The organism is Nocardia abscessus (assembly GCF_015477775.1).
GTDB classification, from domain to species: Bacteria; Actinomycetota; Actinomycetes; order Mycobacteriales; family Mycobacteriaceae; genus Nocardia; species Nocardia abscessus_A.
The window spans coordinates 947,939-973,686 of the sequence record NZ_JADLQO010000002.1 but is presented as its reverse complement, the minus strand read 5'-3'; the positions used below and the strand labels follow the sequence as shown (position 1 = coordinate 973,686).

Annotated in this window: 14 protein-coding genes; 3 read left to right on the top strand and 11 right to left on the bottom strand. The window is 69.7% G+C overall.

Annotated elements, in window-relative coordinates:
- Positions 1 to 148: 148 nt before the first annotated feature.
- Genes IU450_RS10175 through IU450_RS10165 form a run of 3 tightly spaced genes read right to left on the bottom strand, consistent with a single transcriptional unit; the run spans position 149 to position 2,968 of the window.
- Positions 149 to 1,039 (bottom strand): ABC transporter permease, encoded by an 891-nt coding sequence (locus tag IU450_RS10175; RefSeq protein ID WP_195149441.1) that lies wholly within the window; start codon positions 1,037 to 1,039, stop codon positions 149 to 151.
- Positions 1,032 to 1,889, bottom strand: a complete 858-nt coding sequence (locus IU450_RS10170; RefSeq protein ID WP_195149440.1) for an ABC transporter ATP-binding protein — start codon at positions 1,887 to 1,889, stop codon at positions 1,032 to 1,034. The genes IU450_RS10175 and IU450_RS10170 overlap by 8 nt, the downstream gene beginning before the upstream one ends.
- On the bottom strand, positions 1,886 to 2,968 hold the full coding sequence (locus tag IU450_RS10165; RefSeq protein WP_195149439.1) for an ABC transporter substrate-binding protein: 1,083 nt from the start codon (positions 2,966 to 2,968) through the stop codon (positions 1,886 to 1,888). Before IU450_RS10165 ends, IU450_RS10170 begins: the two co-directional genes overlap by 4 nt.
- A gap of 859 nt (positions 2,969 to 3,827) precedes the next feature.
- On the opposite strand from IU450_RS10165, the gene mgtE reads away from it, so the two are divergent.
- Positions 3,828 to 5,192 (top strand): magnesium transporter, encoded by a 1,365-nt coding sequence (mgtE, locus tag IU450_RS10160; protein ID WP_195149438.1) that lies wholly within the window; start codon positions 3,828 to 3,830, stop codon positions 5,190 to 5,192.
- An 86-nt stretch (positions 5,193 to 5,278) separates the two neighbouring features.
- Here mgtE and IU450_RS10155 read toward each other — a convergent pair whose 3' ends face one another.
- Positions 5,279 to 5,671: a MerR family transcriptional regulator gene (locus IU450_RS10155; RefSeq protein ID WP_195149437.1), complete on the bottom strand. Its 393-nt coding sequence runs from the start codon at positions 5,669 to 5,671 to the stop codon at positions 5,279 to 5,281.
- A 72-nt stretch (positions 5,672 to 5,743) separates the two neighbouring features.
- On the opposite strand from IU450_RS10155, the gene IU450_RS10150 reads away from it, so the two are divergent.
- The gene (locus IU450_RS10150; protein WP_195149436.1) at positions 5,744 to 6,250 is read left to right on the top strand and encodes an SRPBCC family protein; all 507 of its coding nucleotides are present in this window, start codon (positions 5,744 to 5,746) and stop codon (positions 6,248 to 6,250) included.
- 99 nt (positions 6,251 to 6,349) lie between these two features.
- Here IU450_RS10150 and nrdF read toward each other — a convergent pair whose 3' ends face one another.
- On the bottom strand, positions 6,350 to 7,312 hold the full coding sequence (nrdF, locus tag IU450_RS10145) for a class 1b ribonucleoside-diphosphate reductase subunit beta (RefSeq protein ID WP_043729419.1): 963 nt from the start codon (positions 7,310 to 7,312) through the stop codon (positions 6,350 to 6,352).
- Between the two features lie 474 nt (positions 7,313 to 7,786).
- Between nrdF and IU450_RS10140 the strand changes: the two genes are divergently transcribed.
- Entirely contained in the window at positions 7,787 to 7,945 is a 159-nt protein-coding gene (locus tag IU450_RS10140) for a DUF7144 family membrane protein (RefSeq protein ID WP_195149435.1), read from the top strand.
- A 56-nt stretch (positions 7,946 to 8,001) separates the two neighbouring features.
- Here the strand turns inward: IU450_RS10140 and IU450_RS10135 are convergent, their stop codons facing one another.
- From IU450_RS10135 to IU450_RS10110, 6 genes are all read right to left on the bottom strand, one after another.
- On the bottom strand, positions 8,002 to 8,958 hold the full coding sequence (locus IU450_RS10135; RefSeq protein ID WP_195149434.1) for a dioxygenase: 957 nt from the start codon (positions 8,956 to 8,958) through the stop codon (positions 8,002 to 8,004).
- 76 nt (positions 8,959 to 9,034) lie between these two features.
- Positions 9,035 to 9,853 carry an ABC transporter permease gene (locus IU450_RS10130; protein WP_195149635.1) on the bottom strand — a complete coding sequence of 273 codons (819 nt, stop codon included), beginning with the start codon at positions 9,851 to 9,853 and terminating at the stop codon, positions 9,035 to 9,037.
- Positions 9,853 to 10,671, bottom strand: a complete 819-nt coding sequence (locus tag IU450_RS10125; protein ID WP_195149433.1) for an antibiotic transporter — start codon at positions 10,669 to 10,671, stop codon at positions 9,853 to 9,855. The genes IU450_RS10130 and IU450_RS10125 overlap by 1 nt, the downstream gene beginning before the upstream one ends.
- Positions 10,668 to 11,654, bottom strand: a complete 987-nt coding sequence (locus tag IU450_RS10120; protein ID WP_195149432.1) for an ATP-binding cassette domain-containing protein — start codon at positions 11,652 to 11,654, stop codon at positions 10,668 to 10,670. The genes IU450_RS10125 and IU450_RS10120 overlap by 4 nt, the downstream gene beginning before the upstream one ends.
- Positions 11,651 to 24,955, bottom strand: coding sequence for a non-ribosomal peptide synthetase (locus IU450_RS10115; RefSeq protein ID WP_195149431.1), 13,305 nt, complete (start codon positions 24,953 to 24,955; stop codon positions 11,651 to 11,653). Before IU450_RS10115 ends, IU450_RS10120 begins: the two co-directional genes overlap by 4 nt.
- Before the next feature lie 199 nt (positions 24,956 to 25,154).
- Positions 25,155 to 25,616, bottom strand: a complete 462-nt coding sequence (locus IU450_RS10110) for an AMP-binding protein (protein ID WP_195149430.1) — start codon at positions 25,614 to 25,616, stop codon at positions 25,155 to 25,157.
- Positions 25,617 to 25,748 lie beyond the last annotated feature (132 nt).

Sequence of the window (25,748 nt, the reverse complement as noted above, 5' to 3'; positions counted from 1 at the left end):
GGGCCGGCTGCGACCGGAGATGCGGGTGTTCGGCCGGGTGACAGGCGCTGCCGCAGGTCCGCATGAAGTCGACGACGCGTCGTTTGGTCAGCGCCCGGACGACGACCGCCCTCCTGGTGCGGCGAGCCCGGCGACGGGCGGTCATCGGTCAGCCGTTCGCCGGGGCGCGCCACCGCGACAGGCGGCGTTCGAGGGCGACCAGCAGGCCGTTGAAGCCGAGGCCGAGCAGCGAGATGGCGAGGATTCCCGCGTACATGTTCGGGATCGCGAAATTCTGCTGGGCGGCGGTGATCAGATAGCCGAGCCCGGCCCTTGCCCCGAACATCTCCGCGGCCAGCAGCACGAGGATCGAACTGGCGGCCGCCATCCGCAGACCGGTGAAGACGGACGGCAGCGCCGCGGGCAGAATCACCTTCTGGAACAATCGCAACGGCGAGAAGCCCAGGGACGCGGCGGATTTGACGAGCAGGGGATCGACGGTGCGCACACCGGTGATGGTGTTGAGCAGAATCGGGAAGAAGCTCGCGTACACGACGATGGCGACCTTCGAGGTTTCGCCGATGCCGAGGATCAGCAGGAAGACCGGGAGCAACGCCAGCGCCGCGGTGTTGCGGAACAGTTCGAGGATCGGGTTCAGGAAGTCCGCCACCGGCTTGTACCAGGCGATCGCGATGCCCACCGGAATGCCGGCGACCAGAGCGAGCGCATACCCGACCAGCGAACGATTCAGGCTCGCGGAGAGGTGGGTCCACATCTCTCCGCTCGCCACCAAGTCGGCGAACGCCTGGGCGACCACCGAGAACGGCGGCAGGAACACCTCGTCCACCAGCCCGAGCGTGGGGGCGAGCTGCCACAGCAGCAAGAACAGCGCGATCACGACCGTCGGTTTGAACACCCGCCAGGCGAACCGGCTGACCACCCGCAGCGCTTGCGGCACGGCAGCGGGACGCGCCTCGGCCGGGCGCACCGGAGTCGGAAGGGTGGGCGCGGCCGTGTGCTCGCGCACCGGCCGTTCGCTCAGCTGAATGGCACTAGACATCGGCTGTCCTCTCGATGGTGGATTCGACATCGGCCGGGTGGTCGGACAAGGACTCCAGCTCCAGGCTCGCCGCCCGCTGGACCTCGCTGTGCAGCAGCGTCCAGATCTCGTGGCGGTAGTCGCGGAAGCGTTCGGACGAGCGGACGTCGTCGTCGGTGTCTCGATCGATCTCGACGTCGACGATGGCCTTGATCCGGCCGGGTCGTGAGGTCAGCACGGCGACGCGCTGACCGAGGTACACCGCTTCGTCGATGCCGTGCGTAATGAACAGGACGGTCTTGCCGGTGGCTCGCCAGATGCGCAACAGCTCGTCCTGCAACGATTCCCTCGTCTGCGCGTCCAGCGCGGCGAACGGCTCGTCCATCAGCAGCACCTCGGGATCGAACGCGAGACTGCGCGCGATCGCGACGCGTTGCTTCATGCCACCGGACAGCTCGTGCGGGTAGCGGTCGCCGAAACCGGAGAGCCCTACCAGTTCCAGGTAGTGCTCGGCGAGCTCGCGCCGTGCCTTGCGGCGCAAACCCTTGGCCTCCAAACCGAATTCGATATTCGACCGCGCCGTGCGCCAGGGCAGCAACGCGTACTGCTGGAAGACGATGCCGCGATCCAGTCCCGGCCCGGTGATCGGCTTGCCGTCCAGCAGGATCTCACCGGAGGTCGGCTTGCTCAGTCCGCCCAGCAGATCCAGCAGCGTCGACTTGCCCGAGCCGCTCGGCCCGACCAGGACCAGGAACTCGCCTTCGCGCAGCTCCAGCGAGATGTCCTCGATCGCGGTGAACCGCTCGGCGGAGCCGCGCACCGCGAACTGCTTGTGCACTCCGGTGAGCGATAATTTCGTCGCCGTGGTCATTTCGCGGCCACCACCTCTCCGGTCGGTCCCGCCTGCGGCTGGAATCTGCCGTTGGCGTAGGGGTTGAACTTGTTGGTGTACAGATCCGCGGCCTTCAACTTGCCGTTCGGCAGTTCGCCGTTGCGTACCAGCCAGTCGATCCAGATCTGCAGCTCCTTCTCGGCGACCACCGCTCCCGGCACCGGGATGCCCGAGCTGAGCCAGTACGGCACCAGGTTGGTGTTCTCGTTGCGGCCGCGCTTGCCGATGATCTGGATGAACCGCTCGCGCACCTGATCACGCGGCGTCACCTGCAACCAGCGGATCGCGCGTGCGGTGCCCTGCACGAAGTCCTCCACGGCCTCGGGATTCTTGGCGATGTAGTCGTCGCGGAAGACGTAGGTGCCGTAGTCGAACGTGCCGAAGATGGCCTTGTCGGTGTACAGCGGCCGCAGACCGCCGCGCTGCAGGGCGGTGTCCCGGAAGACGCTGCCCAAGGCGCCGACGTCGACCTGTCCCTTGCGCAGCGCGTCCTCGGTGTTGGCCGGTGGCACGACGATCAGCTGCACCTGCTTGATCTCGTCGTCGCTGAGGCCCTGCTGATGCAGCCACTCCCTGGTGATGAATTCGTGGTGCGCGCCGAGGGTGTTGACGGCGACCTTCTTGCCGATCAGATCGCGTGCCGAGGTGATGCCGGAGTCGTCGCGCACGTAGTAGCCGGTGAACGACTGCTCGTCCGCGCCATAGGAACTGAGCACGGAGGTGACCTTCGCCCCGCCGGCGATCAGTTTCACCACGGCGCCGTTGAACGCGCTGCCGAAATCGACCTGGTTGGTCGCCGCGGCCTGGATATTGGCGGGGCCACTGGTGGTGTCGCCCTCCCAGCGCAGGCTGATCTTGTTGAAGTAGCCGAGGTCTTCGGCCAGTTCGAAGTGGTTCACCTGCCCGGTCGCTCCCTGGTAGCGGAGCACGGTCTTGCCGTCGGCGGTCTTGGCGGGAGCGGTTTGGCCGCATCCCGTGAGCACGGACAGGCCGGTGAGCACGGCGACGGCGGCGGAGAGCGCGCGGGTGACGCGCCGGGTGGGTAGGGGGAAGGGCATTGTTCGTTCTTTCGAAGACGAGAGGACGCCGTGCGGTTCGATGCTCGGCATCCGGCGACACCACAGCGGAGCGATGCGGCGGTGGATGACCGCGCGGATTCGGTCGCAAACCTCGGCCGCGCTGACTCAGCGGCAACAGATTCCGTGCGGAATGCGCATGAAGTCGACCGCGCGACGGCGGATCAATGCTGTTGCTGTCGACATGCGAGACTTCCGTGAGCTGTGCTGGGTGTGGGCCTGTGCCGGTGACTTTCGAAGCTCGGCACCTGCTTGGCAAACACTGTCCCGCTTCCCGCGCATGGGAGCAACAGTTCGACGCCGACTGCGTATAACCCTGTATTCCGGCGGTTTATCGATGCCGAGCCTGGTGCGACGGTCATCGGTTGCGGTGATATTCCACGCTGCGTGATCGGCGTGCGCATCCTGAGGCGACGACGGCACTGGGCGGCGGGGCGTCGTGGCGTCGCCAGGTGCGCCGGGTTCGGTCGGTCACCGTCGCGGTCGGCGCGCCGCGCCGATGCGACACCGGCATCCTCGGGCGCGACACACCCGGATTCGATCAATATGGAGCGGCTTCGGTCACAACGCGCTGCCGTATGGTGATCATCGTCCCCGAAGCGATGTAAGCTGCACGAGGACGTTTCCGCGTCCGCGAGATGTTGATCCGAATGGTGCGGATATCCGAGATCCGCGGCGACGACGACAGGGAGGTGGGTAGCGATGCGCAGCGAACCTCCCAGTCGAAGGCCGCGCGGCGCCGCCCCTTCGCATTCCTAGTCAGGTCGCGACGGCAGGGGCCGGCGCCCGCGGTGTGAATTTCGAGCTCTCTGTTCACTCACGCATGTGCTGAGGTCCTCCCATGTCGCAGACCGACATCATCGAAGTACGTCCGACGCTGTCCGAGTCCCTGCAGGACGTCGTCGAATCCCGCCGCGTGGACGCCGCGCTGGACTGGCTCGGCAACCATCCGCCGCACGTCATCGCCGACCAGCTCGCCCGCATGGACGCGGTACGAGCCGGGATGGCGTTCCGCCTGCTCGACAAAGACCTGGCGCTGGCGGTGTTCGAGGAACTCGAGCCGGTCGACCAGCAGCAGATCCTGCAGGGGCTGCGCGACCAGAGCTTCCGCGACCTGGTCGAGGGCATGGCGCCCGACGATCGCGCCCGCATGTTGCGCGAGGCGCCAGCCAAGGTCGCCAAGAAGGCCCTGGCCGGGCTGAGTCCGCGCGAGCGCCGGATGACCGCGAGCCTGCTGGGCTACCCGGAGGGCTCGGCGGGGCAGTACATGACGCCGGAGGTGGTGGCGCTGCCGCGCGACCTCACGGTGGCCGAAGCGCTCGGCATGGTGCGGACCAAGGGCGGCAACGCCGAGACGGTGTACACCCTGCCCGTTGTCGACGCGGGCAGGCGGCTGACCGGGATCGTCGAACTGCGGGAGCTGGTGCTCAGCAAGCCCGAGACGATGGTGTCGGAGCTGGTGGTCACCGAACCCGCCTTCGCGCGCGCCACCGATTCGGCGGAGAAGGCCGCCCGGTTGATGCGCGAGACCAACGACATCAACCTCCCGGTGGTGGACAGCGAGGACCGGTTGGTCGGATTGCTCACCATCGATGACGCGGTCGAGGTGATCGAGGCCGCCGACAGCGAGGACGTCGCGCTCCAAGCGGGTTCCGCGCCGTGGGAGGGCCACTACATGGCCGCCGGGGTGTTCCAGCTGGCCCGCTACCGCGCCTTGTGGCTGCTGCTATTGCTGTTCGCCGCGACCCTCACGGTGAGCGTGACTGATTTCTTCGAGGGCACCTTGCAGCAGGCCGCGCACTTGGCGCTGTTCATCCCACTGCTGATCGGCGCGGGCGGGAACGCGGGCGCGCAAGCCGCCACCGCCTGCGTACGCGCGGTGGCGGTCGGTGAGGTCCGGGCGTCGGACCTGTTGAAGGTGATCTGGCGGGAATGCCGGGTCGGCCTGGTGCTCGGCTCGCTGCTGGCCTCGGTGGGCCTGGCGATCGGCGCGCTGTTCGTCGGCCCGCGCATCGCCTTGGTCGTCGGCATCACCCTGATCCTGATCTGCGGCTGGGCGGCCACCATCGGCGGCACCATGCCGCTGCTGGCCAAGAAACTGCGCATCGACCCGGCAGTCGTCTCCGCCCCGATGGTCACCACGCTGGTCGACGCCACCGGCCTGATCATCTACTTCACGACGGCCAAGTTGGTGCTGGGGATCTGAAGGGCTGAGGCCCCGGCCTCCGATCGCCGATCAGCGCCGCCGCGTCCGAGCCAGAAACCGGATGTGGCGGCGCGGCGCGCTGATCGTCAGGAAAGACGTTCCGCTCGACCGAGCGACTTACCGTGGCGGCGAGCGCTGTCCTCCAAGCGCTTCTGCTCCCGCGTCAGCGTCCGGCTGAGTTCTCGCAGTCCGGTGATCTGTTCTTCCACACGCGCGCGTTTCTCCGCCAGAAGCCGGGCGCCGTCCACACAGTCGATGCCACGGGATCGCAGCCCGTCCAAAACCTGGCGGATTTCGTCCAGCGAGAATCCCAATGACTGCATGCTTCGCAGCAGCGTGACTTCTCTTACCGTCGACTCGGGGTATTCCCGATAGTTACCGCGGGTCCGGCGCACTTCCCCCAGCAGACCCAGGCGCTCGTAATAGCGCAAGGCGTGCCGACTCGCGCCGGTCCGTGCCTCCACCTCACTGATCTGCATGGTTTTCCCGCTTGACTGTAGACCTGGCTCTACACCTTAGCCTTCGGCGACCACTTTCCGAAGGAGGCCAGAATGTTCCCCATTGCCGGAGCCGACACCGTCGTGGCGTGTTCTCCCGAGAAGGCATTCGCCTATGCGGCGAACCTGGAGAACTTCGCCGCGTGGTTCCCCGGTGTGATCAGCATCGTCGCGGACGACGAACTGCCGTTCACCGCGGTCGGCAAGCACTACCGCGAGACCGTGGCGGTGCCGCTGCGAGGGAGACGGCAGGTCCGCATCAGGGTCGTCGAAGTCGGCGCACCACGGCGGTTGGTCACCGAAGGCCAGCTGCCACTGCTGTTGCCGCGGATGGAAATCGAGTTCCTCGCCGCGGGACCGCAGGCCTGTGAAGTGCGCTGGCGCATGTTCAGCAGGAACACGAGGGCACTTCCGCGCTGGACGGTGCTGCCGCTGGCCCGTTTCGTCATGCGAAGGCGCGCCGAGTCGGCACTGCGCAACCTGCGGCAGCGACTGGAAAGCGCCGCGCCGCCGTCCGGCCCGGACGATGCGATCCGAGCGACCGATCACCTCGAGCCGTAGCCGCAGCGGAGAGTTCCGTCGCGCCGGTACTCGGGCGAAAACGACGGGGAGCCCGGCGCCGCGACCGAATCGCGGGCACCGGGCCAGATGTACGCCCGCTCAGAACTCCCAGTCTTCGTCCTCGGTGTTGACCGCCTTGCCGATGACGTAGCTCGAGCCCGAGCCGGAGAAGAAGTCGTGGTTCTCGTCGGCGTTCGGGGACAGCGCCGAGAGGATGGCGGGGTTCACCTCGGTTTCGTCCTTGGGGAACAGGCCCTCGTAGCCGAGGTTCATCAGCGCCTTGTTGGCGTTGTAGCGGAGGAACTTCTTGACGTCCTCGGTGAGGCCCACCTCGTCGTAGAGGTCCTGGGTGTACTCGACCTCGTTGTCGTAGAGCTCGAACAGCAGCTCGAAGGTGTAGTTCTTGAGTTCGTCGCGCTCGGCCTGGGAGACCAGCTCGAGGCCCTTCTGGTACTTGTAGCCGATGTAGTAGCCGTGCACCGCTTCGTCCCGGATGATCAACCGGATCATGTCGGCGGTGTTGGTCAGCTTGGCCCGCGACGACCAGTGCATCGGCAGGTAGAAGCCGGAGTAGAACAAGAAGCTCTCCAGCAGCGTCGAGGCGACCTTGCGCTTGAGCGGATCGTCGCCGTTGTAGTACTCCAGCACGATCTCGGCCTTGCGCTGGAGGTTGCGGTTCTCCTCCGACCAGCGGAAGGCCTCATCGATCTCGCGGGTGGAGCACAGCGTGGAGAAGATCGAGCTGTAGCTCTTGGCGTGCACCGACTCCATGAACGCGATGTTGGTCAGCACCGCCTCTTCGTGCGGGGTCAGCGCGTCGGGGATCAGGCTCACCGCGCCGACCGTGCCCTGGATGGTGTCCAGCAGGGTCAGGCCGGTGAAGACCCGCATGGTCAGCTGCTTCTCGTCAGCGGTGAGGGTGTTCCACGACGGAATGTCGTTGGAGACCGGCACCTTTTCCGGCAGCCAGAAGTTGCCGGTCAGCCGGTCCCAGACCTCGGCGTCCTTTTCGTCGGGCACCCGATTCCAGTTGATGGCCGATACCCGATCGATCAGTTTCATCCTGCCTCCACGCCCTTCCCGAGCACGCTGCCGTCACGGAATGTCTCCCCACGGAACACTACTCCTTGGGGGTGACATGTCCGCGTAGCACAACACCTTGTGTCGCCGCGACACGCGTCCTGCCTGCGTCGGAACGCCGGGACGCGCCGCGCGCGGCCCCCTATTGTGCGGCACGCGTTCCCGGGCGACCACACCGGTGCCGATGACCGAGTCGGTCGCTGAATGTTTGCCAATTGCTTGCCATGTAGCCGGGAGCGAGGTGCCGACTACCCGGCACACAGGTACGGACGCTCGCCTTCGCCGGGCCGCGAAAGCGTTGCCGGGCGCACCGATTCGCCGATTCCCGGGACCGCGGGGAGGCGGACCGTGCCGGAAGTCACGGCCGCTAGGTGGCCGATCCTGCCCTCGACACGGGGCGGGCGCGGTGCTCATCTGCGCCGATCGGCCCCGGCGAGCGGCTACGTGGGGCCGAGGGTGTCCCACGACCTGGGCCTTTCTGGTCGGCCTCGTGCCGGCGGCGGCATCCTGGACAACTTCCTGTTCGTGTCGATCTGCCCGTTCTGGGCGCTGGTGCTGATCGCCGTCGACGTGCTGGTCATCTGGGCGCTGGCCAGGCAGCTCGCTGCCGCGTAGCCGTTACCGAAGGGGCCCGGCCCCTGGCCCGTACCGGACGGGCGCAGGGGCGCCTGCTACCGCGGCGGCCGACCGCCGGGGGCACCGCCACCGGGCGCGCCGCCGGGCGGTCGCCCACCGGCACCGTTGCCCGATTGGGTGTTCTGTGATTTCTCCGCGACGCCCACGGTGAGCGAGACCCGCATGCCGGAGGACGGTGCGCCCGTCACGGTGGCCAGTTCCGCGTCCCAGCCATCGCCGAAGACGTTGTCGGAAGCCAGCGTCACCTGGGCGAGGTTGGTGACGCTGCGCGCGTAACCGGAGTCGTGGGCGAACACCGCTGTACAGGAGTCGTCGGGGAGCGCGATCTGCGAGGTCAGCCGGGCGTTCTGGCCCGCGACCGCGGTCTCCAGCGAGTCGTAGACCTCGAAGTGGATGTGCGGCCAGCGGCCCGCGTAGCAGGCCGGGAAGATCGACGTGAAGGTCACCTTGCCGTCGGCGTCGGCCACCTGCACACCGCGCAGATAGTTCTGCTCGGTGACGCCCTCGCTGTAGAGCGAGTAGTTGCCGTCCCGATCGCAGTGCCACACGTACACCGCCATCCCCGTCCCGGCGTCGCCGCTTTTCGCCAGGTCCCGCAGCGTCAGTTCGAGGGTCATCGGAACACCCTGCGCGACACCGGAATACGAGCCGAACGAGGTGGTGATGTCGCTGCGCACCACGCCGGACTCGACGAGGACGTTGGGACCGTTGGACCCGTCGCCCGGATACGGTCCCGCGGTTTCCTGCGGGGCGGCGGCGGTGTCGCCGGATTGCGTGGTGGTCGCGGCCGCGGTCCCGGTCGTCGTGGACGCCGTGCCGCTCGATCCCGAGGCGCAGCCCGCCGCCACCGCCGCCGCCCCCGCGGTCGCGCCGAGGAAGAACAGGGCGCGGCGCCGGGACACCATCACCTTTATGTCGTGTGCCAGGCCGAGATCGTGCTCGTGCACCTCACCGCGTCGTGCGCCCACTATCTGTCCTTTCGTCGACGTCATCTCCCGCGACGTTAGGAACGCGCGCTCCTGACAGGCTGGGGCCGGGCTGGGAGTTCGCTGTGGATGGACGGGCGGGTCAGCGCCTGCTGGCGCGGCGGTAGCCGAGGCTCGCGGGCACCGCGAAGAGAACGATCGCGCCGAGCGACCACACGACGGTGAGGGTGAGCGAGCGGGTGAGCGGACCGCCGGAAGCGAGCGCGCGCATGGTGTCGACCGCCACCGACATGGGTTGGTTGCGGACCACGGGTTGGATCCACTTGGGGAAGGCGACCAGCGGAACGAATCCGGTACTGAAGAACATCATCAGCGAGGTGAGGATGGTGATGCCCTCCACCAGAGTCGATTTCGCGGTGAAGACGGCGACCGAGGTGACGATGGTGGCGAAGGCGAGGCCGAAGAGCACCGGGATGAACAGGAAGACGATCGTCGCCGCGACGCCCTGGTGGAAGCGGAACCCGAGCACGAGGCCCACCAGGACGACCGCGAGCGTGCACACGAAGATGCGGCAGCCCTCCGCGAGCACCCGCGACGCCAGACCGGAGGCGCGGTGCACCGGTAGTACCCAGAAGCGGGCGAGCAGCCCCGCGTCGCGTTCGCGGCCGAGCAGGACGCCACCGGCCACCGCGCCGGACAGCGCGCCGACCAAGGCCACCATGGGCACCGAGCCGTACAGCGCGCTCTCGCCGGTGAACTTGTGGATCTGCCCGCCGATCACGGTGTTCAGCATGATCAGCAGCAGACACGGGACGATCAGCGTCTCGAGCAGTGTGACCGGGTTGCGCGCCCAGCGCAGCAGCAGTCGCTGGGTCTGGATCAGCGTGTGCAGCACCAAGGCCGACAGCGACAGTTCCGAGCTGGTGCGCAATTGATCCGGGCGATCCGCCAGCGATACCATCATGCCCTCCTGGAGCTGAGCCGGATCGACAGCGGAACGCAGATGATCAGGATGCCGAGCGCCCACGCCAGTGGCGGACCCATCAGCGACCAGCTCACCTGTCCCGCGTTCGGTCCGCTGTCACCGGCGAACGCGCGCAGGGCGACGGCCCACTGCGACACCGGCTGATTGCGCACGAACGGCTGCACCCACTCCGGGAACTGGTCGGCGGGAGCGATCCCGGAGGAGAGCATCCCGAAGATCAACGGCGGCAGTACCAGCGCTTGCGCGGTCGCCTCCGGGTTGCGCGACACGGTGCCGATCACGTCGCCGCCCCAGATCAGCGCGAGACCGATGAGCAGCGAGAACAGCACGAAGCCGAGCGTGTGCGCGGCATCGAGGTAGAAGCGGAACCCGATGAGGTGACCGCAGATCAGCGCCGTGATCACGCCGATGGCCAGCCGGAAGACGCTGCCGGACAGGCGCGCCGCGACCGGGACCAGCGGGCCGATCGGCATCGCGCCGAAGCGCCGGTTGAGCCCGGCGACCGAATCGGTGGCGGCACGGAAGGCCGCCGAGACAGCCGTGAACGCGGCGGCCTGCAGGATCACCAGCGGCATCATGAACTGCGCGTAGCTGCTGAATCCGGTGCCGAGGATGGTCATGATGGTCTTCAGCGGGATGTAGAAGCTGGCGGTGAACGCCGCGGGCGCCAGCACCGAGGTGAGCACCTCGCCGGTCTGTACCGACGGCACGATCAGCCGGGTGGTCAGCACCCACCACTGTTGCGGTCGCAGCGGCGCCGCTCGGGTCTGGGAGAGCCAGGTCGCCGTCGTCATGACACGACCTCCGGCTGCGCGGTCTCCTCCGCCGTCGCCAGATGGCCGGTGAGCTGAAGGAAGACGTCGTCGAGTGACGGGCGGCGCAGCGCCACGTCCACGAGGTCGACGCCCGCGCTGTCCAACCGGCGCAGCGCCTCGAGCAGGGTCTTCGCGCCGTCCGGGGCGGGAATGGCGATCCGGTCGGAATCGGGGGTCAGCGCGGCCCGACTCTCCCTCGGTAGCAGCGGACCCAGTGCCGCGGCGATGGCGGGCAGGTCCTTCAGATTCAGCGGCACGACCTCGCAATAGCTGCCGCCGGTGCGCGACTTCAGCTCGTCGGCGGTGCCCTGGGCGATCACCACGCCGTGGTCGATGACGATGATCCGGTCGCTGAGCGCGTCGGCCTCCTCCAGGTACTGGCTGGTGAGCAGCGTGGTGATGCCCGCCTTCTTGAAGCCGGAGACCAGATCCCACACCCCCTGCCTGCTGCGCGGATCCAGCCCGGTGGTCGGCTCGTCCAGGAACACCACGTCGGGCCGGACGACCAGCCCGCAGGCGATGTCGATACGCCTGCGCATACCACCGGAATAGGTGCCGACCCGGCGGCCCGCCGCGCGCTCGAGATCGAACTCGGCCAGCAGTTCGTCCGCGCGGGCGCGGGCGGCCCGTTTGCGCAGGCCCATCAGCCTGCCGAACATCACCAGGTTCTCGTAGCCGCTGAGCATGTCGTCCAGCGCGGCGTACTGCCCGGTCAGCATGATGCTGCGGCGCACCGCCGCTGGGTCGGCAACCACGTCGTACCCGGCGACCGAGGCGCGGCCGCGGTCCGGCCGGATCAGCGTCGACAGGACGTTCACCGTGGTGGTCTTGCCCGCGCCGTTCGGTCCGAGGATGCCGAGCACCTCGCCCGGCTCGGCCGTGAAATCGACTCCGCGTAGTGCCTTGACCGCGCCGAAGGATTTCTCGATTCCCTCGACGACGACTCCTTGGTCGGAACTCATCCTCGGCCTCCAAGATGTGCATCGAGCGCGCGCGCGATGATCGGCAGCGCCTGCGGCGCCGTCATTTCGTCGTGGGTCACGTCGATGTCGTGGTTGATGATCTCGCCGGTCACGTACGGCCGCCAGCCGTCGGGACCGAAGATGTCGGAGGTGTCGACGGTCGCGCTGAAATACACGATGTCGCCGTCGAACACGGGGCGCCGGTAACCGGTTCTGGTTCGCGCGGCGGCGTTGTACGACCCGGCCATCCGCTCCAGCGTGGCGGCGTCGATCAGCGAGACGCCGCCGAGCCGTTCGCGGATCAGGTCCGCCGCCTGCTGCGCGGTCGCGTCCGCGGGGACGTCGTGGATGCCGAACACCGCGCCGAACGAGTTGACGAACGACCCGGCGGTGAGCCGTTCGATGCTGTGGCCGTCGATGTCGGAGGTATCGGCGTCCAGCAGCGCGACCACGCCCACCTCGGCGCCCTCGGCCTTCAGCTGCGCCGCCGCCGCGTGGGCGATCAGGCCGCCGAACGACCAGCCGAGCAGGTGGTACGGCCCTTCGGGTTGCAGCGCCCGGATCTCCCGCACGTAGCGGTCGGCGAACTCCTCGATCGAGCGCGCGGGCGGTTCGTGTCCGCTGAGGTCGGGCGCTTGCAGGCCGTAGATCGGCCGGCCGGGCGCCAGCGCGTCCGCGAATCCCAGGTAGGTCCACGACATTCCGGACGACGGGTGGACGCAGAACAGCGCGGGTTCCTCGCCGCCGAGCCGGATCGGCAGCACCACGTCCAGCCCGAGCCCGCCGGCTGCCGGAACGGCAGGTGTTGCCGTGGCGGCCGCTTCTTCCTCGGCGGCGGTCCGCGCGGCCGGGGTCTGTGCGAAACGGGCTGCCGCGCCCAGCGTCTCGATCCACAGATCGGCCAGCTCGGCGACCTCCTCCTGGCTGAGCAGGGTGGACGGGAAGCCGAAGCTCGCCCGCAACCGGTCGCCGATCACCACGGCGTTCACGTCGATCGCCGCCTGCAAAGGCACGTCGGGATCTTCGGTGACGTGCACGTCGCCCAGATCGTCGGTCGGCAGCCACCCCAGGCCCTCCAGCCCGGCCGGGATGTCGCCGGTGGAGTACCGGCCGAGGTAGTTGAAGCCGACCCGTCCCGGCAGCCGTTGCGGGAACTGCCGCGCGGTCTCGGCGTTGAGGTAGCGCAGCAAGCCGAAGCCGATGCCTTTGTCCGGCACCGCGAGCAACTGATGCTTGACGGCGCGGATCGCAGCGCCCAACGCGGGTCCGCCGGCGAGCGCGTCATCGATATCGATCCCCGCCAGGTCGAGGCGTACCGGGTACATGCTGGTGAACCAGCCGATGGTGCGCGACAGGTCGGCGCCGGGCACCACTTCCTCTTGGCGGCCGTGACCTTCCAGGCGCAGCAGCGCCGACGGGTCGCTGTCGCGCCAGCGCACCAGCGCCAGCGCCAAGGTGGCCAGCAGTGCGTCGTTGACGCTGCCCTGGAACAAGCCGGGCAGGGTGGTGAGCAGCGCGGCGGTGACCTCCGCCGACATCTCCCGCTCGACCATGCGCAGCGTGCCGGTCCGGTCGAGGGCGGGATCCAACTCCCGGCCGCCGATCAACGGATCGGGTCCGGCGAGCACGTCACGCCAGTACGCCAGTTCGGCGATCCGATGTTCCGAGTGCGCCTCGTCGGCCAACGCGTGTGCCCACCGCCGCATCGAGGTCCCGGTCTCCGCGAGCACCGGGGTACTGCCGACCGACACCTGAGCCCAGGCGGCCACCAGGTCCGGCACCAGGATGCGCCACGACACACCGTCGATGACAAGGTGGTGCGCCAGTACGATCAGCCGTCCCGCGCCGGTGCGGGCGCCCGCGGCGCCCACCGGGTCCAGCCAGATGAACTGCAGCACGGTGCCGTTCGCCGGATCGAGCCGGTTCGCCGCGGCGTCCAGTTCGGTCATGGCGAACTCGTGCAGCTCGATCCGCTCGATCGCGTCGAACTCGATGCGGTGCACGAGCGCGTCCACGTCGACCGAGCCGGGCGCGCCGACCACGATGCGCGGCCCATCCTCGGCGTCGGCGACCAGCCGGGCGCGCAGGATGTCGTGCCGATCCATCGCGGCCGTGAGCACCGCGACGATCTGCGAGCGCTCGATACCCACCGGCAGCTCCAACACCGCGGACTGCGCGAAGCGGTTGTAGTTCCCGCCGCGCTGGAGCATGTAGTGCACGATCGGCGGCACCGGCAACTCGCCTACGCCGCCGCCGGGCAGTTCGTCCAGCGTCACCGCCGTGCCCGCGGCGTCGACCGCCGCGGCCAGCGCCGCCACCGTGCGGTGCTCGAACACCTGCAACGGAGTGCAGCTGATGCCCTGCTGCTTGGCCCGCGACACCAGCTGGATGGCCAGGATGCTGTCGCCCCCGAGGGAGAAGAACGAGTCGTCGGCGCCGACCTGCTCGACGCCGAGCAGTTCACCGAAGATCCCGGCCATCTGCTGTTCGGTCGGCGTGGACGGTGCGCGGTACACGGTGCGGTCGGCGGTGAATTCCGGTTCGGGCAGCGCCTTGCGGTCCAGCTTGCCGACCGCGTTGCGCGGGATCTCGTCCAGCACGACGAACGCCGCGGGCACCATGTAGCCGGGCAGGATGTCGGCGGCGAACGCGCGTACCTTCGCCACGTCGAGTTCCACACCGGGCGCGTGGACCAGGTACGCGGCCAGCGCGGTCGCCCCGGTGGGGCCGGGCACACCGAGCGTCACCGCGAAATCCACGCCCTCCGCGCGGCCGAGCACGGCATCGATCTCGCCGAGCTCGATGCGCTGGCCGCGCACCTTGACCTGGAAGTCGGTGCGGCCCAGATACTCCAGTTCCAGTCCCGCCTCGCCGCGGATCCAGCGCACCAGGTCGCCGGTTCGGTACATCCGTTCGCCCGCCGCGCCGAACGGGTTCGCGTGGAAGCGGGCCGCGGTGAGGCTGGGCCGCGCGTGGTAGCCGCGAGCCAGCGCGGGTCCGGCGAGGTACAGCTCGCCCGCGACGCCCACCGGGACCGGGCGCAGCCGGTCGTCGAGTACCAGGGCGGCCGCGCCGTGCACCGGTGTGCCGATGGAAACGGGCAGGCCGAGCTCCATCGGCGCGGAACCTGTTGCCCAGATAGTGAATTCGGTGGGTCCGTACAGGTTGACCATGGTCCGTCCGGTGGCCCAGCGTTCGACCAGCTCGGCGCCGACCGCTTCACCGACCGACGCGAGTACCCGCACGCCGGCCAGTTCCGCGGGATCGACGGTGGCCAGTGCGGACGGTGTGATCACCAGGTGTGTGACCTGCTCGGCGGCGATGAGCTCGGCGAGTGCGCTGCCGCCGAACACATCCGGCGGGGCGACCACCGACGCGCCGCCGGAGCCGAACGCCATGAGCGCTTCGAACAGCGACGCGTCGAAACTCGGCGACGCCACTTGCAGTACCCGGGAGTGCTCGTCCAATTCGAGCGAATTCTGTTGCGCAGCAATGAAATCGGCTATGCCGCGGTGGGAGACCGTGACGCCCTTCGGCGTCCCGGTGGAGCCGGAGGTGTAGATCATCCACGCCGCGTTGTCCAGCCGGATCGGGCCGGGCAGGTCCCGCTCGTCCAGCGGGCGGCTGCTCGCGGCGCCCCAGCGTTCGACGAGGGCCAGGTCATCGAGCACCAGCCAATTCGTGCTGTCGGGCAGCATCGGCCGGTACGCGGCGAGGGTGAGGCCCAGCGTCGCGCCGGAGTCGGTGAGCATGTGGTCGATGCGGTCGACCGGGTGCTTCGGGTCGACCGGCAGGAACGCCGCACCGGCCTTGGCGGCGGCCCACATGCCGGTGAGCAGTTCGGCCGAGCGTGGAAGTCCCAGGGCCACCACGGTTTCCGGGCCCGCACCCTGCTCGCGCATCACCCGCGCCAGACGGTTGGAGTGCGCGTCGATCTCCCGATAGGTGGTGATGTATCCGCCGACCACCAGGGCGGGCCGATCCGGATGACGCTGAGCGGTCTCGGTCAGCAGTCGCGCGAGCGTCGACGTTCCGGCGGATTCGGGACCGCGCACCGGCACCAGGGTGGCGCGTTCGGCGTCGTCGAGGATGTCGATGTCGGCGATGCGCACGTCGGGCCGGGCCAGCACCGCGGCGAGCACGCGCCGCCAGCGGCCGGCGAACGCGGCCATCGTCGCCTCGTCGAACAGATCCGTCGCGTACGTCAGCACGGCGTCGATGCCCGCCGGACCGCTGTCGGTGAAGCGCTCGCGCAGATCCAGGGTCAGGTCGAACTGGGAGGCGTTGCGATCGAAATCCTCCACCTCGAACCGCAGGCCGGGCAGCTCCAGCACCGGTTCGACGAAGTTCTGCAGCGACAGCGAGACCTGGAACAGCGGGTGGTGCGCGGTCGAGCGAGCCGGATCCAGCACCTGGACCAACCGCTCGAACGGCACGTCCGCGTTGGCGAAGGCGTCCAGGTCCGCCGATCGGACGGTGTCCAGGAACGCGGCGAAGCCCGCTCCGGGATCGACCGGGGTGCGCAGCGCCAGGGTGTTGACGAACATGCCGACGAGCTGGTCGAGCGCCTCCTCGCCACGGCCGGCCACCGGGGTGCCGATCAGCACGTCGTCGGTGCTGCCGAGGCGCGCGAGCAGTGCCGCGAGCGCGGCGTGCACGACCATGAACGGGCTGACGCTGTGCACGGCGGCGAAGTCCACCAGCGCCCGGTGCGTCTCGCCGTCGACGGTGAAGCCGAAGTCGGCGCTGTGCATGGTCTGCACCGCAGGGCGCGGCCGGTCGGTGGGCAGTTCCAGCACGTCGGGCGCGCCCGTCAGGGTCTCGCGCCAGAAGCCGATCTGGCGCGCCGCCAGCGATTCCGGGTCGACCTCGTCGCCGAGCACCTCGCGATGCCAGAGCGCGAAGTCGGCGTACTGCACCGGCAACGGGACGCGGATGGCGTGCCCGCCACCGGCCCGCTCGGAGTAGGCGGCGACCAGATCGGCGGCCAGCGGCGCCATCGACGCCCCGTCCGCGCTGATGTGGTGCACCACCAGCACGACGACGTGCACCGGCGGCGTGGCGGCCGAGAACTCGCCGGGGCTCGCGGCATAGCCCGATGCCACCGGTGCGCTCCCGGCGACGGGGCCGGAGGAGACCGGCGCGTCGCCGGTGGAAGCCCCGGACGACACCGGCCCGGCGCCCGCGGAAGGCTCCGGACCGCCGTGCAGCCGGAACAATCCCACCCGCAGCGGCGGTTGGGTGGCGAGGTCGAATCCGGTGCCCGCCAGCTCGGTGATCCGCTCGCGCAGTGCGGGGCCGTCCTCGGTGGCGGTCACCGGCATCGGGGGCACGGCCACGTCGGCGCCGACCACCACCTGGCGCGGGCCCTCCGCGTCCGTCGGGTAGAGCGTGCGCAGGCTCTCGTGCCGCTCGACCACGTCGGCGAGAGCACCGCGCATCGCCTCGACGTCCAGATCGCCGGTCAGCCGCAGCGCCACCGCGATGTTGTAGGCGGGCGAGGCCGGATCCATCCGGTTGAGCACCCACATGCGCTGCTGCGCGGGGGACAGCGGAACGCGATCCGGCCGGATCCGCGGCGCGAGGACGAACCGGCCCGGCGCCGAGCCGGTGGCGGGGACCACCCGGGCCGACAGCTGGGCCACGGTCGGCGCGTCGAACAGGTCGCGCAGCGCGATCCGCGATCCGAGTGCCGCGTTCACCCGCGCCACCACCTTGGTCGCGCTCAGCGAGTTGCCGCCGAGTTCGAAGAACGACAGGTCGACGCCGACGCGCTCGCGGTCGAGCACCTCGCCGAACACCGCGGCCACCGCCTCCTCGACCGGCGTGCGCGGCGCCAGGTAGGGCCGCCGGCTCTCCGAGAAGTCCGGCACCGGAAGGGCTTTGCGATCGAGCTTGCCCACCGGGGTGAGCGGGATCGATTCGAGCACGACGAGGTAGCCCGGCACCATGTAGCCGGGCAGCTCGGCGGCCACCTGCGCGCGCAGCCGCTCGACGTCCAGGAGCACGCCCTCGGCGGGCAGCACGTAGGAGACCAGCACGGTCGTCCCGGCCGGGCCGGTGCGCCCGATGGTCACCGCGTACTCGACCTCGTCGTCGCGGGAGAGCACCGCGTCGATCTCGCCGAGCTCGATGCGCAAACCGCGGATCTTGACCTGGAAGTCACTGCGGCCCAGATACTCCAGCTCGTAGCCGCCGTCGTTGTCGACCCAGCGCACCATGTCGCCGGTGCGGTACATCCGCTCGCCCGGTGCGCCGAAGGGGTCGGCGACGAACCTGCTCGCGGTCATCTCGAACCGGTTGAAGTAGCCGCGGGCGAGCGCGGGGCCCGCCAGGTACAGCTCGCCGGGCACCCCCACCGGCACCGGGCGCAGCCAGGCGTCCAGCACCATGGTCGCCGCGCCGCGGATGGGGCCGCCGATCGTGATCGGCTCGCCCGCGACGAGTTCGCCCGGCCCCGTCGCCCAGATGCTGAACTCGGTGGGGCCGTAAAGGTTCACCATGCGCCTGCCCGGTGACCACCGCTCGATCAGCTCCGGCGTCGCCGCCTCGCCCGCGACCGCCAGCACGCGCAGGTGTTCCAGGCCGGCGGGTTCCATGGTGGCCAGCGCCGACGGCGTGATCACCGCGTGGGTGACGCGCTGAGTGCGCAGCAGGTTCTCCAGTTCCGCCCCGCCGTAGACGTCCGGCGGCGACACCACCAGCCTGCCGCCCGCGCCGTGCGCGATGAGCAGCTCGAACACCGAGGCGTCGAAGCTCGGCGAGGCCACCTGCAGCGCGCTGGCGGTGGGGTTCAAGCCAAGCGTCTCCCGCTGCGCGGCAACGAGGTTGGCGATACCGCGGTGGCTGAGCAGCACGGCCTTGGGCTTTCCGGTGGAGCCGGAGGTGTAGATCAGGTACGCCGTCTGGTCGAGGTCGATCGGCCCGCCGCGTTCTTCGTCGGTGATCGGCGCCTCGGAGACGGTCATCACCCGCCGGATGGTGTTGAGGTCGTCGAGCAGCAGCCAGTCGATCGTGCCGGGCAGCGTCTCGCCGGTGGCGGTGACGGTCACGCCGATCGGAGCCTTGGAGTCGCTGAGCATGTGCTCGATGCGTTCCACCGGGTAGTTCGGGTCCAGTGGCGCGAATGCCGCGCCGGTCTTGGCCAGCGCCCACACGGCGATCACCGATTCCAGCGAGCGGGTGAGCGCCAGCACGACGAACACTTCGCGCCCGACTCCGCGGCGCAGCAGCACCCGGGCGTAGCGGTTGGACCAGGCGTCGAGTTCGCCGTAGGACATGGTGAGCTCACCGGCGGTGATCGCGATCGCGTCCGGATCGATCCGCGCGCCCGCGGTGAGCAGCTCGGGCAGTGTGGACTGCGGCACCGACTCCGGACCGCGCACCGGCACCAGCGCGGCACGCTCGGCGTCGTCGCAGTACTGCAACTGGGAGACCAGCGCGTGCGGGTTGTCCGCCAGCTGGGCGAGCAACCGGACGAAGCGGTCCAGCAGCGGCCGCGCGGCCTCGGCCGGAAGCTGATCGGCCATGTACTTCAGCGTGATCCGCAAAGTGTCGCTGCCGTCGTCGCCGCGCAGCGGGATCACCATCAGATTCAGCGGATACGGCGTCGCGTCGGTGCCTTCCACGTCGAGCACCCGCATGCCCGCGATGTCCAGCGCCTGCGACAGCGCTTCGCGATCGATGGGGTAGGACTCGAACACGGTCAGCGTGTCGAACAGTTCGGCGAGGCCGACCGTCTGGTGGATGGCGGCCAGCCCGACATGCTGATGGTCCATCAGCCGGGCCTGCTCGGACTGCAGGCGCGCGAGCAGGTCGGACACCTTCTCCGCCGGATCGAGCCGCACCCGCACCGGCAGCGTGTTGATGAACAGGCCGACCATCTCCTCGACCCCGGCCAGCTCCGGCGGCCGTCCCGAGACGGTGCCGCCGAAGACCACGTCGGTGCGCCCGGTGAGCATCGCGAGCAGCATCGCCCAAGCCGCCTGCACCAAGGTGTTCACCGTGGCGCCCGCTTCCCGGCCCGCGGTCTCCAGCTGGGCCACGGCGGCGCGGGAAAGGTCGGCGGAGATCATCCCGGTTTCGGTCGATTCGATCCCCGCGAGGGTCGGCACGGCCCGCGTCGGCGTGTCGACACCCGCCAGCGATTCGGTCCACGCCCCGAGGGATTCCGCGTCGTCCCTGGTCGCCAGCCAGGTCAGGAACTCGCGATAGGAGTGCGCGGTCGGCAGGGCCGTGGCGTCACCGTCGGTGACGTAGAGGGTGAGCAGTTCGCGCACGAGCAGCGGCGTAGACCAGCCGTCCAGCACCAGGTGGTGGTTGGTGAGCACGAAACGGTAGGTGTCGGTGTCGATCCGGATGAGCGTGCAGCGCAGCAGCGGCGGACGAGTGAGCTCGAACCGGGTGCGCGCGTCCAGCGCGATCAGCCGGTCGAGTTCCCTGGCCCGCTCGTCCTCGTCGGCGATGCCGGTGAGATCGGCCTCCCGCCAGTCGATCTCGGCGTCGGCCAGCACGAGCTGGCGCGGACCGTCCTCGGTCTCGACGAAGGCGACGCGCAGGTTCTCGTGACGGGTCACCAAAGCCTGTGCGGCGCGGCGCAACCGGGCCGCGTCGACGGTGCCTGCCAGGGTGAGCAGGGACTGCACCGTGTAACCGTCGGCGGTGTCGGAGTCGTAGAGCGCGTGGAACAGCAGGCCGTACTGCAGAGGCGAGAGCGGCCACACATCGGCGAGGTTCGGGTAGTCGCGCTCCCAGGCGTCGATCTGCGCCTGAGTGACGGTGACCAGGTCGAAGTCCGACGGTGTTCGTCCACCCGCGCTCGCGGATCCGGCGTGCTCGGCCAGCGCGCCGAGCGCCTGCTCCCACAGCGTGGCGAGTTCGGCGACATCGGCGTCGTCGAACAGCCGTCCGGCGTAGGCCCAGGTCACCTCGAGGCCGGTGTCGGTGAGCACGGCGTTGATGTCGACCGTGGCGGCCAGCGGCGCGCGGTCGTCCTGGGTCGCGGCGAACCGGCGCGGCAGCCAAGGCTCCGCTTCGCCGCCGGTGGACGCGCGGCCGAGGTAGTTGAAGCTGATCTGCGGGGTAGGTGCGTCCGCGAGCGCCGCCGCGGTGCTCGGGACCAGGTAGCGCAGCATCCCGAACCCGATGCCCTTGTCCGGCAGGGCGCGCAACTGTTCCTTGGTCGCCTTGATCGCGGCGCCCGCCGCGGCGCCACCCGCGAACGCGTCCGCCACATCGATGCCGGTCAGGTCGACCGCGACGGGATAGACGCTGGTGAACCAGCCCACCGTGCGCGCCACGTCGGCGCCGGGCAGGACGCTCTCCGCGCGGCCGTGGCCCTCCAGGGTGAACAGCGTCGAGGTGCGTCCGCGCCACCGGGCCACCGCCAGCGCGAGCGCGGCCAGCAGCACGTCGTCGGCGCCGCAGTGGAAGCGATCCGGCGCGGTGGTGAGCACGGTCTGCGCGATGCCGGGCGCGACGACGGTCGTCCGCTGCGCCATGGTGGCCACCACATCGCGCGCGGGGTCCATCGGCGCCGAGCCGAGCGCGGGATCGGGTGTGGCCAGGATGCGTTGCCACAGCGGCAATTCCGCGGTGCGCGTGGCCGCGTGCTCACGCTGTCCGTAGGCCCAGCGCCGGAACGAGGTGCCGACCGGCGCGAGCGGGGCGCCCAGCGCGGCGGTGGCCAGATCCGGCAGCAGGATGCGCCAGGAAATGCCGTCGGTGACCAGATGGTGCAGCACCAGCCACAGCAGCGGAGCGGCGTCGGCGCGCTCGATCCACACGAAGCGCGCGATCACGCCCGCCTCCGGCTCGAGCAGGTCGGCGGCGCGCTGCAATTCGCGCTCGCAGGTCGCGTCGAGATCGCCGTCCGCGGTCACGACCTCCAGCGCGGCGCCCGCGTCCACCGTGCCGGGTTCGGCGACCATCCAGCTCCAGCCGTCGCCGGCGCGGCGCAGTGTCGAGCGCAGCACGTCGTGCCGGTCCAGCAGCGCCTGCAGCGCGGTGACCAGACTCGCGCGCTCGAGGTCGGGGGACAGCTCGATCAGTACGGCCTGGGCGAACCGCCGCCAGGTGTCACCCGGCTCGAGCATCGCGTGCACGATCGGCGTGAGCTCCACCTCGCCGACCCCGCCGCCGGGCAGCTCGTGCACCACCGCGACCGGTACATCGGTGGCCACCGCGGCCAGCGCCGCGACGGTCTTGCGCTCGAAGACATCTCGCGCGCTGAACCCGATTCCGGCCGCCTTCGCCCGGGACACCAGCTGGATCGAGACGATGCTGTCGCCGCCGAGTGCGAAGAAGCTTTCGTCGACGCCCACCTCGTCCAAGCCGAGCACCTGCGCGAACAGTGCGGCGAGCGTCTCCTCGCGCGGCGTGGACGGCGGCCTGCTCGCGGTGGTGCGGGCGCCGAATTCCGGTGCGGGCAGCGCCTTGCGATCCACTTTGCCCAGCGGGGTGAGCGGGAGGCTGTCGAGCACCATGATCACCGCGGGCACCATGTAGGCCGGAAGCGATTCCCCGGCGGCGGCTTTCAGCGCCTCCGGATGGATTTCCGCTCCCGGTTTCGGCAGTACATAGGACACGAGTGCGGTGGCGCCCGAACCGGTTTCGGCGCCGAGGGTGAGCGCGAAGTCGACGTCGGGATGCCGCTGAAGGGCGGCGTCGATCTCGCCGAGCTCGATGCGGAAGCCGCGCACCTTCACCTGGAAGTCGCTGCGGCCCTGGTACTCCAGTTCGACGCGTCCGTCCTGCTCGACCCAGCGCACCAGGTCGCCGGTGCGGTACATGCGTTCGCCGGTCGCGTAGGGGTTGGCGACGAATCGGTCCGCGGTGAGCCCGTTGCGCCGGTGATAGCCGCGGGCCACACCGGGACCGGCGAGGTAGAGCTCACCGGTGGTACCCGGCGGCAGCGGCCGCAGCCACGGGTCGAGGACCACGGCCGACACGTCGCGGGCCGGACCGCCGATGGTGACCGGGCCCTCGGGCGCCAGCGGGGCGCTGAGGGTGACGGTGACGGTGGTCTCGGTGGGGCCGTAGCCGTTCAGCAATGTCCGGCCGGACCATTTCGCGACCAGCTCCGGCGGGCAGGCGTCGCCGCCGACGATCACGGTGCGCAGCTCGGGCAGGGTCGCCGGATCCAGCGATCCCACGACGGCCGGGGTGACGTTGAGGTGTGTGACGCGGTGCGTGCGCAGCACGTGGGCCAGTTCCTCGCCCGCGTACGCCGACGGCGGCACCACGGCCAGCGTCGCGCCCGCCGCGAGCGTGACAAGGATCTCCTCTACGGAGATGTCGAAACTGGGCGAGACGGCATGAGCGACAACGGAATTCGCGTCGATACCGAATCCGGCGCCGGAACTGGCCACCAGGTTGGCCAGCCCGCGGTGCGAGACGAGCACGCCTTTGGGCAGCCCGGTGGAGCCGGAGGTGTAGATGATGTACGCGACCTGGTCGGGGTGCACCGCGGCGGTCCGCTCGGTGTCGGTCAGCGGCGTGGCGTCCTGATCGGCCACCGCCCGCTCGGTCTCCTCGTCGTCGAGGATCAGCCAGGACATCCGGTCCGGCAACGACTTTCGCGCGGATGCCAGCGTGATCCCCGCGACGACCCCGCTGTCGCCGACCATGTGCTCGATGCGGTCGGCCGGATAGGTCGGATCGATCGGCACGAAAGCCGCGCCGGTCTTGGCCACCGCGATCGTCGCCAGCACCGACTGGACCGACCGCGGGATCGAGATCGCCACGGTGCGTTCGGGCCCGGCGCCCGCGGCGATCAGCGCCCGGGCCAGCCGGTTGGTGTAGTCGTCCACCTGGCGGTAGGTCAGCGCGGTCTCGCCTTCCACGAGCGCGGTGGCCAGCGGATCGCGGGCCGCGCCCCCGGCGAGGATGTCGGGCAGCGTCCGCGCCGGGACGCCCGCGGGGCCGCGCCCGGGAGCGAAGTCGGCGCGCTCGTCGTCCGACAGCACCGGGACGGTCGCCAGCGGTGCGTCCGGTCCGGCGGCGAGGAAGCGGTGCAGGAACGACAGGAATCGGCGGTGCTGCGCGGTCAGCTCGGCGTCGGAGTAGAGATTGCCGTTGGCCTGGAAGTCGATGTGCGTGCTCTCGCCGCCGACGCCCGGGTACAGGTTGACGAACAGGTCATCGATCAACCCGGAGGTCAGCACGTGCAGCCGCCCGGTGACCGGGCCGAGCTGGATCCTGGTGTCGACCATCATGAGGTTCACCGAGGGACCGAACGACCCGGCCTCGTCCATCGGCCAGCCGAGGTCGCGGAAGATGTCCTCCTGCCGGTAGCGCTGCCGGCGCAGCGCCCCCGTCAGCTCGCCCTGGGCCGCGCGGATCACGTCCCCGACCGTCGTGGCGGGTGTCAGCCGCAGGCGCAGCGGGACCACGTTGGCGATCATGCCGCCGGAACGCCGCAGCGTCGCGGTGGTGCGCGCGGACACCGGGAGGCTCAGCACGACTTCCGGTGCGCCGGTCATCGCGGACAGATACGCGCCGAAGGCGGCGACCAAGGTCGGCGCGACACCGGAGGACACCTGATCGGCGACGGAGTCCAGCAGTTCAGCGGTGTCCGCGGGAAGCGCGCCCGCGACCCGGCTCGGGTGCCCGTTCACGCCCGCGGTGCGACCGGCCAGGTTCACCGGGTCGGCCATGCCGTCCAGGTGGGCGAGCCAGTGCTCCCGATCGGCGCTGAACCGGTCCGAACTGCGGTAGGCCAGATCCGCCTCGACGATCTTGCGCAGATCCTCGGCCTTCGCGGGCGGCGCCTCGCGGCCCTCGACGGCGGCGTTGTACAGCTCGCCCGTGCGCTGCACCATGGTCAGTGCGCCCATGCCGTCGAGCACGATGTGGTGGATTCGCGAGTACCAGAACCAGCGGTCGGCCCCGACTCGCAGCATGGTCATGCGCACCAGCCGGTCGCGGGTCAGTTCCAGCGGGGTCTCGTACTCCGCGCGCATCCACGCGTGCGCGGCCGTCTCCGGGTCGGGTTCGGAGCGGAAGTCGAGCGTTTCCAGGCTGTCGTCGAGGGTGGTGTCGACGAATTGGAACGGATGTCCCTCCACCTCGATCAGGCGGAGGTAGCCGGTGCCGAACTCGCGCCCGGCCTGCCGCGCCGCATGCGCGAGCAGATCCAGGTCGATCGGTCCGTTCAATTCGACGTACTGGGCGATGGAGATCGGAGTGTCACCGGCGACGTGCTGGGCGAACCAGATGCCGCGCTGTGCCGCCGACAGGGCGAAGGCCCCGTCGGGAAGAACCGTGTCCGTATCTTTCGCCGAAAGGGAAGGCTGTTGCATGACGTGTCCTACGTTCTGACCGCGGATCGGGCTACCCGGCGAGGACCGCCCGTAGCCACCGCGGTAGCGGTAGTACCTGCCGCCGCACAGCTCGCGGCAAGTCAATTCTGAACCGGCGCGGGCGGCGCTGCGGGGGTATTGCGCACACTGCGCGACCCGAACATTGCTGTTCGGGTCGCGGGGGGAGGGGTTTGCCCGGTCAGGCGGCTGCCTGGAGCAGATCCAGGTCGGCGGCGCGCAGCGGGGCGGCGGAGCTGGTCAGGTAGCGCTGTAGGGTGGAGCGCTCGTCCAGCACCAGCCAGGTGATCTCGCCGTCGTGCTCGGGCTGCTGGTCCTTGGTGGTGATGCCCACCCGGGTGCCGAGCGCGTAGGAGCCGTCCTCGGTGACCGCGACGGTGACGGCGCCGATCTTGGTGGCGGCCCGCTCGGTCACGACGGACTCGATCGGCTGGTCGATCGCCACCGCGATACGGCTGCCGGGGCCGGCGCCGATGCCGAGCAGCAGCCGGGCGAGGCGGTTGGACCAGCGATCGAGTTCGGCGTAGGTGAGGTCGCAATCGGCGGTGGAGACCACGACCGCCTGCGGATCGACCTCGGCGACGGGCTGGGCCAGCGGCAGGACATAGAGGTTGTCGGCGAGCGAATCGGTCAGCGTGTGCATGTCGTGTCCTCGAGTGTCGATTAAGAGGTGTTTGGCGTACCTCTTAATCTCGTCTTCGGGACGCGCTTGCGACAGCAACCCCAGCGCTGGTCCGGGCACTCCAAGGGTGGGGGAAACCTCACCCAAGGGGGT